The organism is Psychroserpens sp. NJDZ02 (assembly GCF_004843725.1).
Classification (GTDB): Bacteria; Bacteroidota; Bacteroidia; order Flavobacteriales; family Flavobacteriaceae; genus Olleya.
The window spans coordinates 1835218-1851432 of sequence record NZ_CP039451.1 but is presented as its reverse complement, the minus strand read 5'-3'; the positions used below and the strand labels follow the sequence as shown (position 1 = coordinate 1851432).

Genomic DNA, 16215 nt, shown 5'->3' with positions numbered 1-16215 from the left:
GCGTTTTATAAATGTTTGAGAATTAAATCAATCCTACAAGTGAGAAATTATAATGTTCGCTAACAAAATGTATAAAAAACAGCTATTTTATTCCTAACTTTTTGATAGTTGCTTTGTTTGCCAGCTTCTGATTTTCCTTCGGAAAATCCTCGCACACAAACACGCTACTTTCCAAACAAGACCGTTAGCAGAAATACCAAAACTAGTAATATCTAAAATTTAATTTCTGTTTTTAAGTTTAAGTTTCTTAGTAGATAACCAACACAAAATAGAACCTACACAAACGAGTATTGCACCTTGCCAAAATGATAAACCTAAAGTTGTTGACAATATCATAGAAGAAATTGCTGAAGAAAACACAGGAATAAAATAAGAAGCTCCAGTCAAAATTGTAACATTTCCTTTCATAATACCAACATTCCAAGCAGCATAACCAAATCCCATAGAAATAGCTGCCAAAATCAAATAAATTATTGATTCTAAGTTGAAATTAAAATTAGAAATTTGATTTCCAAACAAAAAGAATTTTACCCAAAGCACAATTGCAACAAGCATAAAAAATAAAGTAATACCATTTATTCCTTTTGCTAATTTTATCGTTACAACACAATAAGCTGACCAGAGAATTACACCTACAAATGCTAAAGTATAACTCAATGGATTACTTTTGATATTTAAAATCATTTGAGAAATATCTATTCCTTCATCACCACCCAAAACCCACATTATTCCAACCATAGAACATAAGATTCCAGGAATGATTAACCAATTAGCCTTTTTTGTATGAAAAACTACTGTTGCAACCATTGTAAAACTTGGCCATAAATAGTTCACCATTCCAATTTCAATTGCTTGTTTTGAATTTTGGGAATAACCAATCGATAATGAAAGACAAATTTCATAAGCAACAATTAAAAATCCACCTAAAATCAAATACTTCTTAGGAAATTTCTTTAGTGGTACCCAACCTACACTAAAAATCAAAAAAAGAAATGCAACTGTATAAATTAACGCAGAACCACCAATTGCACCAAATGAGTTACTAACCTCTTTAATTAATCCGACAATAGCACTCCACAAAATTATAGCTGACAAACCAATTAATGTCCCTTTAGTAATTTGGTTCATAAATAAAATCTTAAAAAATCATGAATGCAATTATAGTAAAAAAGCAGTACTTCTGCTAACAAAGTACTGTGTTAAAAAACAAGTGAAATCTCATTAATTTTTCACTAATGTACTTTTATATTTTTTATTAAATATCAACCCTGATTTAGCAATAGCTTGTTTTTATAACTTATTACAAACCACTATTAAAGTTAGTTTTTTACTTTTTCCTTTGGCTACTAATCGCTCATAAATAGCTTTGCATGCTTTGTTGTATTTGCAAGCGCTAAAAGGCCACATAAACAATAAATTTCTAAGGTTTTAATTATCCATTTCATTAATTCGTCGTCGCCTTTTACTGAACAAAATCCTTTTTACAAAAATGCCATGGCAGAATGTGTAAATGGCATATTAAAAGATGAATTTTACCTCGATCAAACCTTTGATAGTGTAGCACACGCAAAGGGAGCTGCAAAAAAGGCAATTAATTTATACAACGACGTTAGATTACATTTATCTTTAGATTATAAAACTCCTAATATGGTATATAAATTATCAGCTTAATTCAATTTTAACCTGTAGCCATATTTCGGGACAAGACATTAAAGAAAAATGAAGTATTTATTCCTTTTAATAATTTTGATTAGCTGCAGTCAAAAAAAAGAAAAAATTAAAGACAAAGAGAATACAACATCTATTTTATTAAAGGATACTGTTTCTAATAAAATAGTCTATACTGTTGACTTGGAAAATAATGACTATAATTTATCCATGAATATGGAAAAATATTTATTAAAAGTAATTCCTGACTCTAATTCTTCCAAACAAGATATGAATTACAAAATATTGATGACATCAAAATCTGATATTATTATAGACTACATCATTAATATTGATTCTATCAATAAAAATTACATAGACCCTGAAAACAGTTTGAAAAAGGATAGAATAGATTTTAAAAACGAATATTATTTAAGCGGTATAGACATGTCGTGGTTGCGTCCTAGAGCAGATAATTTATCGTTTAGAGCTAAATTAAATTCTAAAAAAGATACAACCAAAAGACACGTTGAACTAACATTTAAAACTTCTGGACATAAAATGGGAAAACTATCTATAGCAAACATTTCAAACTAAAGCCAATCGAGTAGACGAACTCCGACTAAAATAGTCGGTTGCGCCTCTCACAACACCGCACATATGCAACTACGTTGATCCTTTCGTCTCTATTGCTACTAGCAATAGAACTCAGGAACGTATACGGCGGTTCGTAAATCATCACGCCAAAGGGCTTCATCCTTGCTACTTACTAATGCTTCAATAAGCCTGTCCTGAGTCTAGCCGAAGGGTTACGCCTGCGCATAAGGGACTTGCACCCTCTAGATTAATCATTTACCTTTAGTTAAATTAAAAGATGCCCATGCCGAGCGCACATACCGTATAAAAATAATTGAAATAGGATAAAGTTATGCAAGAGAGATACACTTCAAATTATGAAACACCAAGACTTACAAATGGAATACTTGATTACGATAAATTTATTAAAAATAACACCTAATAATGCAACAATGTGATGTTATTGAAAATTACAGTAAAAAAGATTCTCTAGAGTATATAAAACAACTTTTAAAGAAAAGAATTACTTTCAGAGCTATACATAATAGTCCTTTTATTCAAATGCATGACTATCATACTCTTGGCATAGGTACTCTCGAAGAATCTCTAGCTCACTTAGACCACGATTATCTTCTTGCTAATAGTATTTAATTCTCTAAGGATTTTTTATATAATTTTTCTTTAGATTCAGAAGTTGCTGAGTTCAACCCATAAGTGCAACACTCATACTTTTTAGGGTTTCAATAGGGTTATTATAATTAAACTTTCTAATAGGTCTGTAATTTAGTAATCTTTCTACTTCTTTTATTCTTTTGTTAGAGACTTTTCTAAGGTCTGTTTTCTTTGGAAAAAATCTTCTTATTACCCCGATTCTGTTTTCTACAGTTCCCTTATCCTGAGAGGTGTATGGTCTTGTGAAATATGTTTTCGCATTGACGTCTTTTGCTATTTCTCCATGGCGAGCAAACTCCTTTCCATTATCAAATGTTATTGTCTTAACCCAAGATGAGTCAAAATTAGTTAGGCGTTGATTCATTTTTTGATAAACTTCATCTGCATTTTTACTACTGAGCTTTTCTATCATCGTTACAAGAGTTGCTCTGTCTGTCATAACCAGTAATGCTGATTTATGATTACTACCCATCATAAGATCGACCTCTATATCTCCAATGCGTGAACGTTCTTCGACAACCTTAGGTCTCTTATCTATCCCTATACGACCGATAATAGCTCCTCGTTTATCTTTTATGTTATTTCTCTTTTGCCTTCTACCAGTGTGGCGCAAGTGCTTGTATAGTTTCTTGTAAGCATTGTGATTTCTATGGTTGCTGTGCTTTGCTGTCCATATCCATTTATAGATAGTCTCGTGGCTAACGCAGAGTTCAGATTCTTTTACTAATCGTTTTGCAATCAATTCTGGACTCCACTTCTCATGTTCCATTAAATCGGCTATTCGTTTTTTAAGTCCATCAGTTAAAATAATTGATTTTGGTTTTAGGCAATGTCTATTAAGCGCTTTATGTTGCGCGTGTTCTGCAATGTAAATGCCAGCTGTACGACCTCGACTGGGAGTATTCCTTTTTAATTCTCTTGATACGGTACTTTTATTAACACCAATAATTTTTGCTATTTGTGTTATACTAATTCCTGTCTCTAATAATGCAGAGATTTGATACCTTTGTAACAAGGTCAATTGTTTGTAATGTTTCATCCAAAACGAATATAAATATTGAGCCTAAAATAGATGGGGCTAGCTCCATCTATTTTAAATAGTCGTGTTGCACTTATGACTTGAACTTGGAGTTTCTTTATTAACAAGAATTATCATATTCTTGTTAAGAAAAACACGTATTCTTTAAACCATTTCTTTTGACTCCTTTAAATTACCCTCTAAACATAAATCATTGAATAGTAAATTTATCTTTCTGCCTATCATTATTTTCCATTTGATCAAAGTAAGAAAAAGAATTAATTTTGGCAGTAGTTAAAAACACACTAATTAATTATAAAAATATTAACAAATAAAAAAAATATGAAAAAATTAATAGGACTAGTACTTATAATTACATTATCATTTTACAGTTGTTCATCGGATGATGACAGCGTATCAAGTTCAGAAACAAGAATCAATCCACCAACTTGGATTCAAGGAACTTGGCTATTAGAAAATCCAAATTCGGGTTATGAATTTACAAATGATGATTTTTGTCTGATTATTTTAACTACACAAACTTGTTTTAAAGAATCTATCAGTCAAACCAATAGTAATGGAGGAACAACAAATGTTACTGAAATAACTACTGATAATAGTTATTCAATAGAAATAACATTAGAGACACAAACAGTTTATTATGAATTTGAAAAAATATCAGAAACCGAAATAGAATGGATTAATGACCCTTTAGGAGATTTAGCAACGACAATATATGTTAAACAATAAAATCTATTTATAAAATTAAGTTATATCATATATAAAAACAATAAAAAAACTTTAGACGTTTTGAAATGGGCAAAAATAAATTGAAAAATGTACCTTAAACACAAAAGGACAATTCATTTCAACAAAAAAGACAAACCTAATTTTGGAATAAAAGACCCAACTTGTGTTAAACAAATTTTCTCAGATGAAAACTTACAGCCTTTATGAAATACAGAACATAAATGAAGTGACACACTCATTTACCAAGGACAATTATAATTTATATAATACAACCCTCAAATTTAGCGACAGATTTTTTGAAGGACATTGTTCAGAATGTAGAGATATTTTAGAAGTTGACATAGTCTGTATAGATAAAAACTACGTACAATCGAGTAGACGAACTCCGACTAAAATAGTCGGTTGCGCCTCTCACAACACCGCACGCATGCAACTACGTTGATCCTTTCGTCTCTATTGCCACTAGCAATAGAACTCAGGAACGCACAAGGCGGCTCACCAAATTGAAATTTGCGTATAGTACTATAATCTAACAACGATTTATACCCTTTTAGTTTTAAGCCTAGAGGTTGTGATAGTAGTCTTTAAAATAGGACTTTGAGCTACTGCCCAACCTCCCATTCTGGTTCTACTCCAAGCATAAGCTTGTCCTGTCTCTACACCTAATTGAATCCTGTTTTGCGCTTGCGTTCTAGTGTCTTCAAATTTTGTTTCCAAAACACCAAGCTCACTTCCTTCTAGTGTTTGAGAATAATTAATTAAAACCAATCGTCACTTAAAGCACTAATTTCATTTTTAGATTGCTCTAATAAACTATCGACCTTATCCGCATATTGTTGCAAACCAAACGCGGTAATGTTTTTAGATGGAATACCCATTAATCCCAAACAAGCGTTTAATAAAGGGGTAGCAAAATTCATGCTTTTTAATGGCTCGATATTAAAATCACTTCCGCTAGTCATTAACACTAAAGCTTGTTTGTTTTCACATAGTCCTTTTGGTCCCATTTCGGTTTGTGTAAAAGTAACACCTGCCTGGATCACAACATCTATCCATGCTTTAACTGTAGCAGGAACAGACATATTAAATATTGGGCTGGCGATAACAATAAAATCAGACTCTAAAACCTGAGCCACCATTGTATCATTGTTTGCTAATAATAACTGCTCTTGATCCGTTAATGTAACACCTCCAAAATTACGTTTAACATATAAGTTTAATCTGTCTTCCAATAGTAAATCCGGTGTGTTTTTGGCTAAATTTAGTTCCGTAATTTCTGTTTTACTTTTGTTATTTTCAATAAAATAATCTACAAGTTTTTTTGTATTAGAGTTTTCTCTAGGCGTATAACTTACAACTAATGTCTTTGTCATCTGTTTTGTTTTTAAAATTGAATGAATACTATACTTCAATTTTTATTATTTTCAAAAGTAGGCTATATTTGGTATACTTTATATACTACTATACTAAAGTATACCGCTATACTTTAGTATAGTAACACCGTTACAAGCACATAACATGAAAACAATAAAAAACGACACAACCAGTTATACCCCAACAGAATGTAAAACATTTATCCTACCCGTACGTGATGTGATTGATATTATTGGCGGAAAATGGAGACTACCTATTATTATTGCGCTGTCTTTTAAAAACCATAGATTTAAAGAATTAGAACGCCAAATAGAAGGCATTACTCCTAGAATGTTGTCTAAAGAACTAAAAGATTTAGAAATTAACGGTTTAGTAAACAGAACTGTTTTTAACACCACTCCCGTTGCTGTGGAATACAGCCTAACAGAATACGGTAAATCGTTAGATAAAGTTATCGAAACCATTCGAGAATGGGGTATTACACATCGTGAAAAAATTAAAAATAGCTAATAGTACTTCTGCTTTAAACAAAAAACGCCAACCTCACAGTTGCCGTTTTTTATATATAAAAGTATGCTTTAGTCTAAAGCAGGGATACGTAATACTTGGCCAACATAAATTTTGTCTGGATCTGTAAGCATTGGTTTATTAGCTTCAAAAATTTCTGGGTACTTCATAGCATTACCGTAATATTTTTTAGCAATCTTACCCAAAGTGTCTCCGTTTATCACGGCATGAAACTGCGCTTCTGGTATAACTACTGCTGCTACTGCCACCGTCATTTTATCGTCCACTGTTGCAATACCATCGCTATTACCCACTAAAAGCACCACTTTTTCTTTAGTTGCTTGATCTGCCGCTTCACCAGAAATGGTTGCTGCATCAGCATCTATAAATATAGTTAATCCCTCTACCACTAAATCTAAATCTCTTGCTGTTTCTTCTAGTTTCCTGGCAGCTAATGCTTCTATTTTAACTTCAGCTGCAGCTGCTTCTGCGACTTCTTCTTTATCTGTTTGTCCTATCCCAAAAACTTTTGCTCCTGCGTTTTTAATAAATGAAAATAATCCCATAATTGTGTTTATTAGTTTAATTGTTACTTAATAATTATAAAGTTAAAACATTAGTTACCCAACGCCAACTTATAGCAACAGCTCTTATGCTAAGTCTTTGTTAAAACACCTGTAGCAACCTTGTTTTAACTAAAAATAAAAAACCGTTTAAAGCATATGCCTTAAACGGTTTTTACAAACTAATTAACTAACTTTTTATGTTCTAGAACTGTCTCTAGCATTATCCTTTTTCTCTGTATGTTGTACACGCTTTTTTAGCCCAGATGCTTTAGATCTATTGGTTTCTGTACCAACCCTTAAATATTCGATATAACCTCTTCCTGTAAACTCGTATACTGTTCCAGAACTTGGGTGATATAACTCGATACGTTGATCGTTAAGTATACTTAATTCAAATTGTTCGTTATCAAAATAATCGTAATCTAAAACCAATGTTTTTAAATACATGTTTCCAATTACATTTCCTACGCCATACAATCCTGTATAATCCCAATATAAATTGTTTGGATTAATACCATTTGCATCTTGACTGCTTCGGAACGTGTCATCATTTCCTCCAGATAAAAATTGTAAGTAATTTTCGTTATCGAACTCATTTAAAGCTCCAAAATTACTAGTGTATGTTTTTTCCCAACCCTCATATTCTTGTAAAAAATATTGGATATTATCGTAAAACACAAAGTCATAATCAAAATTACTACGTTGGTAACCATGTAAAAAATACGAGGTATCTGTAAATGGGTTGTATAATTCTATAGTATTATTGTCTATTTGATAAACATCAAAACTATCATTTCCATCAATATCGTGGTCTACATCTAAGATATTATCATAGGCGTTATAATACCCAATTGCGATACCATAACCATTACCCTGACTACCAATCCCTACTAAGTTATTATTCGCGTAAAGCGTCCCATTTCTAAAAGAGACTGTAAATGCGATTTGTAAAAAAGGAGACTCGCCATAACCGATAGTTTCCTCAACCGCAACATACCACAACTCGTTAGAGTTTAATACTTGGTTAATGTTTATCGGAATTGGGTCATTATAGCCATTATAGTCATCAACTACAACTTCTGTATAACAAGACGTAAATAATGTTGCTATTAAAGCAAAACCTGTAAGTAGTTTTATAGTCTTCATAATCTGTCGTTTTAAGGATTGATATTTAAGTCTATTTCAAAAGCTGTGCCAAAAACGATATAACATTGATAAATCATTAACCTATAACACTAAAATTTTCCGTATTTTTGATATTGATATAACCCCATTTTATGAGTCAACAATTAAAATACGCTGTTTTTGGATCCGGAAGTTGGGCCACTGCAATTGTAAAAATGCTTTGCGAAAACTTGGACGAAGTCGGATGGTACATGCGTAGCGTTTATACCAAAGAGCATTTATTAAAAGAGCAACATAATCCCAGTTATTTAAGTTCTGTCGAGTTTCATTTAGAGCAATTAAAACTCAGTAACGATATTAACGAAATGGCTGAATATGCCGATGTGCTAATTTTTGTAGTCCCATCCGCATTTATACATTCTGAATTACAAAAACTAACCGTAGATATTACCAATAAAACAGTGGTCTCTGCAGTAAAAGGTATTCTTCCAGAAACAGGAATGCTTTTAGGAGAATATTTTCACGACAGCTATAAAATACCTTTCGAGAACATTGCAGTTATCGCAGGACCATGTCACGCAGAAGAGGTAGCGTTAGAGCGTTTATCGTACTTAACCATATCTTGTGCCGATCAGAAAAAAGCACAAGCTATTGCAGATGTATTGTCAAGCGATTATATAAAAACTAAAACTAGCGATGATGTTATTGGTACAGAATATGCCGTAATGCTTAAAAACATTTATGCTATTGCTGCCGGAATCGCACACGGTTTGGGCTACGGAGATAACTTCCAAAGTGTATTAATGAGTAACGCGATCCGAGAAATGAAGCGTTTTATTAAAAAAATGCACAAAATGAAACGTAACATAAATAACTCCGCTTACTTAGGCGATTTATTAGTTACCGGATACTCTTCCTTTTCTAGAAACCGTTTGTTTGGAAACATGATTGGTAAAGGGTACACCGTAAAATCTGCACAAATGGAAATGAGTATGGTAGCAGAAGGCTATTATGCCACTAAAAGTGCTCATTTATTAAACGAGAAAAACAAAAAGAAAACACGTTTACCAATAGTCGATGCTGTTTATGCTGTACTATACGAAGGTAAAGATGCCAAAAAGGTGTTTCAGAAATTAACAGATAAATTAGATTAAAAAAAGTCCCTTTGTATAAATTATATAAAGGGACTTTTTAATTTTTAAATCTATTTGGGCGTTACCTAAAGGTCGCGCTTTACGTTGCAATCTTTTTAATCGTGCCTCATAAAAAGGATTTACACTACAATCGCTAACGCAACTACCAGCCAAGGGTTTTTAACACAATAGTGTAACAAACCTACTATTAAGTTATCCTTATTAAAAGCCATAATTTAACTTTTATTATAACCGTAAATAGTATGAAATTTAAAGCCATCCTTTTAATCATTTTTATAAGTATACTAAGCTGTAAATCCAATAAAGAAGAAAAACTAGACCCTTTTAAAAAAATCACAAAACTAGTAGACACCTACGCTAACCAAACTTTAGAGAAAAACAACATTAACTCTTTAGCGTTTGCTATTTATAAAGACGGAAAACTATATAAAAACTATTATGGCGAAATTGATAAAGGTGCAAACAACAGACCAGACGACAATACATTATATGAAATAGCATCTATAACCAAAGTATTTGCAGGCTCTTTAGCAGCAAAAGCGGTTTTAGAAAAAAAGATTAACCTTAATGATGATATTAGAAAACACCTAAAAGGAGATTATGCTAATTTAGAATTTGAAGGCACACCAATAACCATCAAAAATCTGCTTACACACACCATAGGTTTAAAAAACAAAACACCAAAAAGACTAAAAGAAGTAACAGACAGTGTAAATAATGGTTATTTTAAAAACAAACCATTTTCTTATAACATTACTCACCTTTTAGAAGAACTTAAAACTGTAACAGTAAATAAAAAACCAGGCACCGTTTACGCTTACAGCTCTGTTGGACCAGAACTTGTTGCTTATATTTTAGAACAAGTGTACCAAAAACCATATCCTGTTTTATTGCAAGATTTTTTAGACCAATTAGGCATGAAAAACACCTATTTACTAGGTTCTAATTTTGATGAAAACCGAATAGTAAACAGCTATAAAAATGGCAAATTGGCTCCATTAGACAAAAACCCCTTACTTGGTGGAGCAGCTGGACTTATTTCAACACTACCAGATTTAATTACGTTTGTGAAGTTTCAACTAGAAAGCGATAACCCTATTGTTAAAGAGTCTGTTAAACAGCTTTTTGAAGACAATGACGATAATCTAGTTGGATACCTATGGGAAGGTTTAGGTGTTGGAGAAGAAGAAGGTTTTTACTATTCTAAAACAGGAACATCAAATGGTACACAAAGCGGACTTTTATTATGTCCAGATAGCGATTATGGTATAATTTTAATTATGAATAGTAACTCTGATGCTGCTTTAAATAATTGGGAAAATTTATTTTTTAGTACAGAAAACGAACTCATTAAATACCCTAAATTAAACAGCGTTGCCTTTTTTGAAAATACTTTATTGCATGATACCAATAATGGCATTAAGCAATTAAGACAACAACTTAAAGATACGACTAATTACTATACAAATAATGATAATTTAAATGCCATAGCATACCAACTTCTTAATAATAAAAAGACCGAAGATGCTCTAAAAATATTTAACCTTCAACTAGAAATGTTTCCAGAGCATTTTAATTCTTACGATAGTTTGGGTGAATTCTATTTTACAACCAAAGATTACACTAAAGCATTAGTTAATTACAAAAAATCTTTAGAGTTTAATCCAGACAATGAAAACGCTAAAATCTTTATTCAAAAAATAGAAGCAATAACTGGCAAGTAAAGTAGCTACTTAACCAAAACACCTTTTGCTTCCATTAAAGGTACTGCCTGTAATGCTTTTAAATTAATGGTGTTTTTTCTAAAGGTATAGGTTTTATCAAACATTGCATTACCTTCAAAAAAGGTCACTTTAAACTGGTTATTTAAAGTAAACAAATCTTCCTGCATCAATTCGATCTTAGCATAACTCTTTTTAGGTAGTTTGTCTAGTTTTTTTCTAAAAATAGAAGTCATTTTATCATCAGAATACCCGCTAGTTACAATTAAAACCATGTCTAAATCAACGTCTTTATCATTAATGATATAAGCGTTCCAATCTTGTGTTTTATAAAGGTCGTTATACTCGTTAACAACAGCAATATAAACGTTTTCTACTTTAGGGATGTCAATGTCTTTTTTCATAAAAATATTATAAACTTGAACTAACAAGTCTTGCAAAAATATAGATTAGTACTAAGGATTATGTAACATTCGGTAAGTTTTTATTACATATATTAGCACTAAATTAATAACCAATGACCTTTTTTAGACCTTTTTTACTTTTATCCTTTTTATCAATAGCCCTTTTTTCTTGCGTAGATGATGCGTCAAAAGCCCATACAGCAGCAGCTGAGGAAGATATCCCTGACTGTAAAATAATGATTATTCTTGGTGATGACAGAAGTGGCTCATCACAAAGTATTCAAAAATTAGACAAAGCAGACTATGAAGCTGTAATAAATATTATTACCGAAAATGGTAATGGGTATTTTGCTTCAACCATTATTGGGAATCCTGCACCAAACTCTAAAGAGATTTTTAGATTAAAAGTAAGCGCGTTAAAACCTTACGAAGACATCTTAACGTCAGACAACCCAACACTGTCGGAACAAGCAAAACAAAAAAAACACAACGAAAAAATTAAAGCTAAAAACGAAAAGATTAAAAAGAAAAACCAATCCCGTGTAAACACTTTTTTATCCAAAACGTTAACGTCTTCCATTTTAACTTACGAACCTTATAAAGGTAATGACATTACTAATATCGATTTAGCCTTTAACCACATTAATAAGCTTTTAAAAGAACCTAACATGGATGATTACGACAAGATAATCGTCGTATTATTTACAGATGGTGTTAATGAGCCTGTTAGATCTGGTAAAATTGAAGCGATTGAAAACACTTTAGAACTTACTGATAATGCAGAATTGTATTTAGTAGGTTGGAAAGACACTTCCGTATTTGGAGGTGCCGAGATTAATGAATTTGAGGGTAAAGAAGGCTTTTTTAGCTACCTTGAAGATTTTGAATGTTTATAATAAACCACACATAACCAATTATGATTGTTAACTGGAATCAACCATCTACAGACGAGTCTGAGAATTTATACACCATCTCTGACGAAGTCGCATCAAGAGCGAACTCTGCCTCAAAACGCGCAAGAGATACTTTTGAAATTTTAAAACCTGAAGAGAAAAAACTAAGCCAATGGGACAAAATAATGTCCAATGCTTATGTTGTGCCTTTCACTATTTCGTTTATTGTAATTTGTATTTTAGAATACTACTTTAGTCGCGAAATTTATCGTGACATCTTACCTCAAGCGCCCTGGATTATTGGGATTGGAATTATATTTATATCGATAGTTATTGCCGAGCTTTTAGTAGGGATGCTAAGTTCTCATACTAGAAACAGACGTTTTTTTGAGGATAAAAAGATAAGCGCAAATGCCTCTACACCTGATTCTGATATTGTTAGAGGCGTATACAAACATGCTAGAGGTCAATTTATCTTTGGTGTTGTTTTATTTATTGCTATTGGAGGTGCCATTTTCTATTTTTCTAAAGAGCGTGTTGCTAGAGAAATTGCTGCAGGAATTAGAGAATCTGCTTTTGGAATTCAAGATATCTTACCAGTCTTATTTTATGTTTTAGAAGTATTAGCTGGACTGTTTGTCTTTTACTTATTCAAACGTTCTGTAGTGGCTTACAAAAACTATAGCAACAGAAAAAAATACAGTAAAGAGGTTGAAATTGCTAGATTACACACCAGCGAATCTTGTAAATATTTTGACAATGCTGAGAAAAAAGGATACAATACCTTTTTAGACGACGTGAGTAGCAACTTACATTTAGGCTTTTACAGAAACAAACATCAAAATACAAATCAGCAACATTTAAATTATGTTAATGAGCCTGAGATTGAAGAACAGTTTTTTAAAGCTAAGTTTTTAAATGTCAATGGACATCCTGCGCAAGTGACTATTGATGTCTTAACAGAATACAAGTTTAAAGAAAGTAAAACTAGCGATTCTAGTGGTTTAATAGAGTTGAGCATCCACGCTTACCCTCAGGACCAAATTAAGCAGTTTAAAATTACTTATTTTAATACCAACGACGAGAAAGTGATAGAAGATATTTCTGGAAATTACTCTCTAAACAATGAGGTACCTTACGAGATTATTTTAAAGTAAATCACAACAAAATAAATCCAATAAAAAGCCCATTTGACTAGTCAAATGGGCTTTTACTATTTTAAGAACTTAGACTAATTAATAATTAAAGTGTAATCAATATCATCTACAGAAAGTATTGTATTAAACACATCCTTATCTTTTCCACTAACTAATGCCTTCAGCTCTTTAATTTCCTGCCGATTAAACATTAGCACTAAATTATCTTGTAAGGTTGGAATTGGTATTTTACGTTTAACGTTAGCACAAGCATATTTATGCTCCCAATAATCCGCTTCCACAAATAAGATATACGTTTTAAATTGCTCATATTCCTTAGGCGTAAATTCGAAATAAATATTATTAAATTCAAGATGAAATTGCTGACACCCTTTACAGAAATTTAATTCGCCTTTAGAGGTTTTAGATATTGATTTTATATTGTTGCACATAATGATATATTTAGAATCAATAACAGTCTTTTTTTATTTGATTATTGGCCTCAAAAAAGGACAATGGTTGCTGCAGTTTAGATGCTGTGATGTGCTGTAACACTTCTAGAACCTTATTTTGCATAGCTATAGAGCCACAAATAAATATAACACCGTTGTCTTTTAAAACCTGAGCTATTACGTCTTGGTTATTAGCAACGACATCCTGAACATAAATTTTATCTTGTTGCTCTTGCGATAATGCAAGATAAAAACTAGATAGCGTTTTGTTTTTTAAACTGTTATCAATATGGTTTTTATATAGTTGTAAAGACTGTTTTGTACGCCCGCCCCAAAACAAATGTTTGGTTATTGGATGAGACTGACTTATCATACCCAGAAAAGGACCGATTCCTGTTCCATTAGCAATTAAAACAGCACTTTTATTTGTTTTAGATTCAGGTAAATTAAAAGACGGATTACGTTTAATCACTGCTTTTACCTGATCTCCTTTTTGCAAAGCACTAAAATAATTAGAGCAAATGCCGTGTTCGTGTTTTTTTACACTAATTATTATCTGATTGTTTATTTCTGCAATAGAATATAAGCGTTCCACACCATCTACTTTTGGAACCATTGACAATAAATCTCCTGAAGTAAATCTTACTTTTTTACTAGGTTTTAGTGTTACTAAAAAAGTGTTATCTATATTTAATGCTGAGACATCCAACACTTTAAAAGTTTGTTCTTTTCTTGGTTTAGTAATCGTTTTAATAGTTGAAATATCTAAATTTAAACTAATCACAGATTGCCATTGCAACACCCAATCTTTAAAACGGTCTTCCGATTGATTATGGATTTTAAACAACTCTAAATTAGGTTGAAATTTTGAATCTAACTGTAAACTCGCATCTACGATTTGTGCGTACTTGCAATACTCCTTATATTGTAAAGATCCAAATCCAACCACCGCGTAATTAAGTATTTGCTCTTGCTGCACACTTTTTAAAAGTGACACAAACTGTTTTGCATTTATTGGCGCTTCTCCTTCTCCATAAGTAGAAGTAAACACCACTAATTGTTTGGCTTGCTTGTATGTTGAATAACTGTTTAAGTCTGCAATAAACACCGTTTGCCCGTTAGCTAATAATGCTTTAAAAAAAGATGTTGCCAAACTATATGTACTGCCCGTTTCCGATCCCACAAGAATGATATACTCGGCTTTATCCTTAGTAAACTTGTTTTTTGGTAAGACCGTTTTTTTTCTTCTATCTATAGTCATTTTAAAACCTGAGTAGATAAAAAATAGAATATTTAAACACGCAATTAACAATACTATAGACCACCAAATACTCCCTTTACCAGTATGTAATAGCAAACTTAAATCTGATAAAAAAGTAACCATTGGATAATCAATCTGACTTAACACTACACCAGAATACTGATGTACAATAAGTTCTTTCTCTTTCAATTTTAAAGTAAAATAATCTTCTTCATCTTCCGAGAAAGGAAATTCTAAAGCAACAACCTCATCTAACATTACCGTACTAAACAGATGGCTACCAGGCTGCTTTTCAGCGAAAGCGGTCATATTAAAATCAACCGAATGCGAAGGTTTGTTTTCTGTAATAACATCAAACTTTAACAGTGATAAATACAGCCCTGTCAAGGTAATAATGATAATAGGAATTAAAGACAAACGTCCTAAAACGACATGCCAATATTGAGAGAAATCTTCATTTATAACTTTAGCAAAAAACCGTTTTATTCCGCTTTGACGCTTAATAATTAAAATGGATCCTGTAATAGCAATAATAAATAATAAAAATGACCCCAAGCCAACAAAAAAACGACCAAGTCCTTTCAAAAACAGAGAGCGGTGTAAGTTTGTTGTGAATTTAAAAAAATTAGATACTTCTGGCTTTTCGCCTAAAAAAGCACCTGTTTTTGGATTGAAATAACCATTTAAAGCGCTGCCCTCTGTAGTAATAACAGAAGCAGACACAAATTGATTTGCATCTACTTCTATAGTTATAATCTCTGGATATTGTTTTTTAAACGTTGCAACGGTTTGTTGTAAATCAAGTTGCTCTGACCCTTCTATTTTATACGATTGTAACTGCTCTGATATAGGCTGAAATGCTAATACAATACCTGTTATTGTTGCTAGAAAGACAAATACAAAAGAAGCTATAGCTAATGTGAGGTGACTATACCTCCAAATAGAAATGGTCATAAATA

Annotated in this window: 17 protein-coding genes and 1 pseudogene; 8 read left to right on the top strand and 10 right to left on the bottom strand. The window is 31.9% G+C overall.

Going from position 1 to position 16215, the window contains the following annotated elements:
- Nucleotides 1-219: 219 nt before the first annotated feature.
- Nucleotides 220-1128 (bottom strand): aromatic amino acid DMT transporter YddG, encoded by a 909-nt coding sequence (gene yddG, locus E9099_RS08065; protein WP_136583147.1) that lies wholly within the window; start codon nucleotides 1126-1128, stop codon nucleotides 220-222.
- A gap of 93 nt (nucleotides 1129-1221) precedes the next feature.
- Nucleotides 1222-1395: pseudogene (locus E9099_RS19750) on the bottom strand (IS110 family transposase); the annotation flags it as partial.
- A 99-nt stretch (nucleotides 1396-1494) separates the two neighbouring features.
- On the opposite strand from E9099_RS19750, the gene E9099_RS08055 reads away from it, so the two are divergent.
- Complete coding sequence (locus E9099_RS08055; protein ID WP_136583146.1) at nucleotides 1495-1671, top strand: integrase core domain-containing protein; 177 nt, start codon at nucleotides 1495-1497, stop codon at nucleotides 1669-1671.
- Between the two features lie 48 nt (nucleotides 1672-1719).
- Entirely contained in the window at nucleotides 1720-2244 is a 525-nt protein-coding gene (locus E9099_RS08050) for a hypothetical protein (protein WP_136583145.1), read from the top strand.
- 682 nt (nucleotides 2245-2926) lie between these two features.
- Here the strand turns inward: E9099_RS08050 and E9099_RS08045 are convergent.
- Complete coding sequence (locus E9099_RS08045) at nucleotides 2927-3934, bottom strand: IS30 family transposase (RefSeq protein ID WP_136581813.1); 1008 nt, start codon at nucleotides 3932-3934, stop codon at nucleotides 2927-2929.
- A 321-nt stretch (nucleotides 3935-4255) separates the two neighbouring features.
- Here E9099_RS08045 and E9099_RS08040 point away from each other — a divergent pair, with 321 nt between their 5' ends.
- Nucleotides 4256-4663 carry a hypothetical protein gene (locus E9099_RS08040; protein ID WP_136583144.1) on the top strand — a complete coding sequence of 136 codons (408 nt, stop codon included), beginning with the start codon at nucleotides 4256-4258 and terminating at the stop codon, nucleotides 4661-4663.
- Between the two features lie 540 nt (nucleotides 4664-5203).
- Here the strand turns inward: E9099_RS08040 and E9099_RS19175 are convergent.
- Entirely contained in the window at nucleotides 5204-5431 is a 228-nt protein-coding gene (locus E9099_RS19175; RefSeq protein ID WP_168800694.1) for a hypothetical protein, read from the bottom strand.
- Nucleotides 5422-6036: an FMN-dependent NADH-azoreductase gene (locus E9099_RS08030; RefSeq protein ID WP_136583143.1), complete on the bottom strand. Its 615-nt coding sequence runs from the start codon at nucleotides 6034-6036 to the stop codon at nucleotides 5422-5424. Before E9099_RS08030 ends, E9099_RS19175 begins: the two co-directional genes overlap by 10 nt.
- 145 nt (nucleotides 6037-6181) lie before the next feature.
- Between E9099_RS08030 and E9099_RS08025 the strand changes: the two genes are divergently transcribed.
- Nucleotides 6182-6547, top strand: coding sequence for a winged helix-turn-helix transcriptional regulator (locus E9099_RS08025; RefSeq protein WP_101015589.1), 366 nt, complete (start codon nucleotides 6182-6184; stop codon nucleotides 6545-6547).
- A 68-nt stretch (nucleotides 6548-6615) separates the two neighbouring features.
- On the opposite strand, the gene lysM is transcribed toward E9099_RS08025, so the two are convergent.
- Nucleotides 6616-7110: a peptidoglycan-binding protein LysM gene (gene lysM, locus E9099_RS08020; RefSeq protein WP_136583142.1), complete on the bottom strand. Its 495-nt coding sequence runs from the start codon at nucleotides 7108-7110 to the stop codon at nucleotides 6616-6618.
- A 195-nt stretch (nucleotides 7111-7305) separates the two neighbouring features.
- A complete protein-coding gene (locus E9099_RS08015) occupies nucleotides 7306-8256 on the bottom strand; it encodes a nicotinic acid mononucleotide adenyltransferase (protein ID WP_136583141.1) in 951 nt (316 codons plus the stop codon).
- A 131-nt stretch (nucleotides 8257-8387) separates the two neighbouring features.
- On the opposite strand from E9099_RS08015, the gene E9099_RS08010 reads away from it, so the two are divergent.
- Entirely contained in the window at nucleotides 8388-9389 is a 1002-nt protein-coding gene (locus tag E9099_RS08010) for an NAD(P)H-dependent glycerol-3-phosphate dehydrogenase (protein ID WP_136583140.1), read from the top strand.
- Between the two features lie 242 nt (nucleotides 9390-9631).
- Nucleotides 9632-11113 (top strand): serine hydrolase domain-containing protein, encoded by a 1482-nt coding sequence (locus tag E9099_RS08005; protein WP_136583139.1) that lies wholly within the window; start codon nucleotides 9632-9634, stop codon nucleotides 11111-11113.
- A 5-nt stretch (nucleotides 11114-11118) separates the two neighbouring features.
- On the opposite strand, the gene E9099_RS08000 is transcribed toward E9099_RS08005, so the two are convergent.
- Nucleotides 11119-11514, bottom strand: a complete 396-nt coding sequence (locus E9099_RS08000; protein ID WP_136583138.1) for a hypothetical protein — start codon at nucleotides 11512-11514, stop codon at nucleotides 11119-11121.
- Nucleotides 11515-11627: 113 nt separating this feature from the next.
- Between E9099_RS08000 and E9099_RS07995 the strand changes: the two genes are divergently transcribed.
- Nucleotides 11628-12410: a hypothetical protein gene (locus tag E9099_RS07995; RefSeq protein ID WP_136583137.1), complete on the top strand. Its 783-nt coding sequence runs from the start codon at nucleotides 11628-11630 to the stop codon at nucleotides 12408-12410.
- 20 nt (nucleotides 12411-12430) lie between these two features.
- Nucleotides 12431-13564 (top strand): hypothetical protein, encoded by a 1134-nt coding sequence (locus tag E9099_RS07990; RefSeq protein WP_136583136.1) that lies wholly within the window; start codon nucleotides 12431-12433, stop codon nucleotides 13562-13564.
- Between the two features lie 74 nt (nucleotides 13565-13638).
- Here the strand turns inward: E9099_RS07990 and E9099_RS07985 are convergent, their stop codons facing one another.
- Nucleotides 13639-13995 carry a DUF6686 family protein gene (locus tag E9099_RS07985; RefSeq protein WP_101015597.1) on the bottom strand — a complete coding sequence of 119 codons (357 nt, stop codon included), beginning with the start codon at nucleotides 13993-13995 and terminating at the stop codon, nucleotides 13639-13641.
- A gap of 16 nt (nucleotides 13996-14011) precedes the next feature.
- The gene (locus E9099_RS07980; protein WP_136583135.1) at nucleotides 14012-16210 is read right to left on the bottom strand and encodes a PepSY domain-containing protein; all 2199 of its coding nucleotides are present in this window, start codon (nucleotides 16208-16210) and stop codon (nucleotides 14012-14014) included.
- Nucleotides 16211-16215 lie beyond the last annotated feature (5 nt).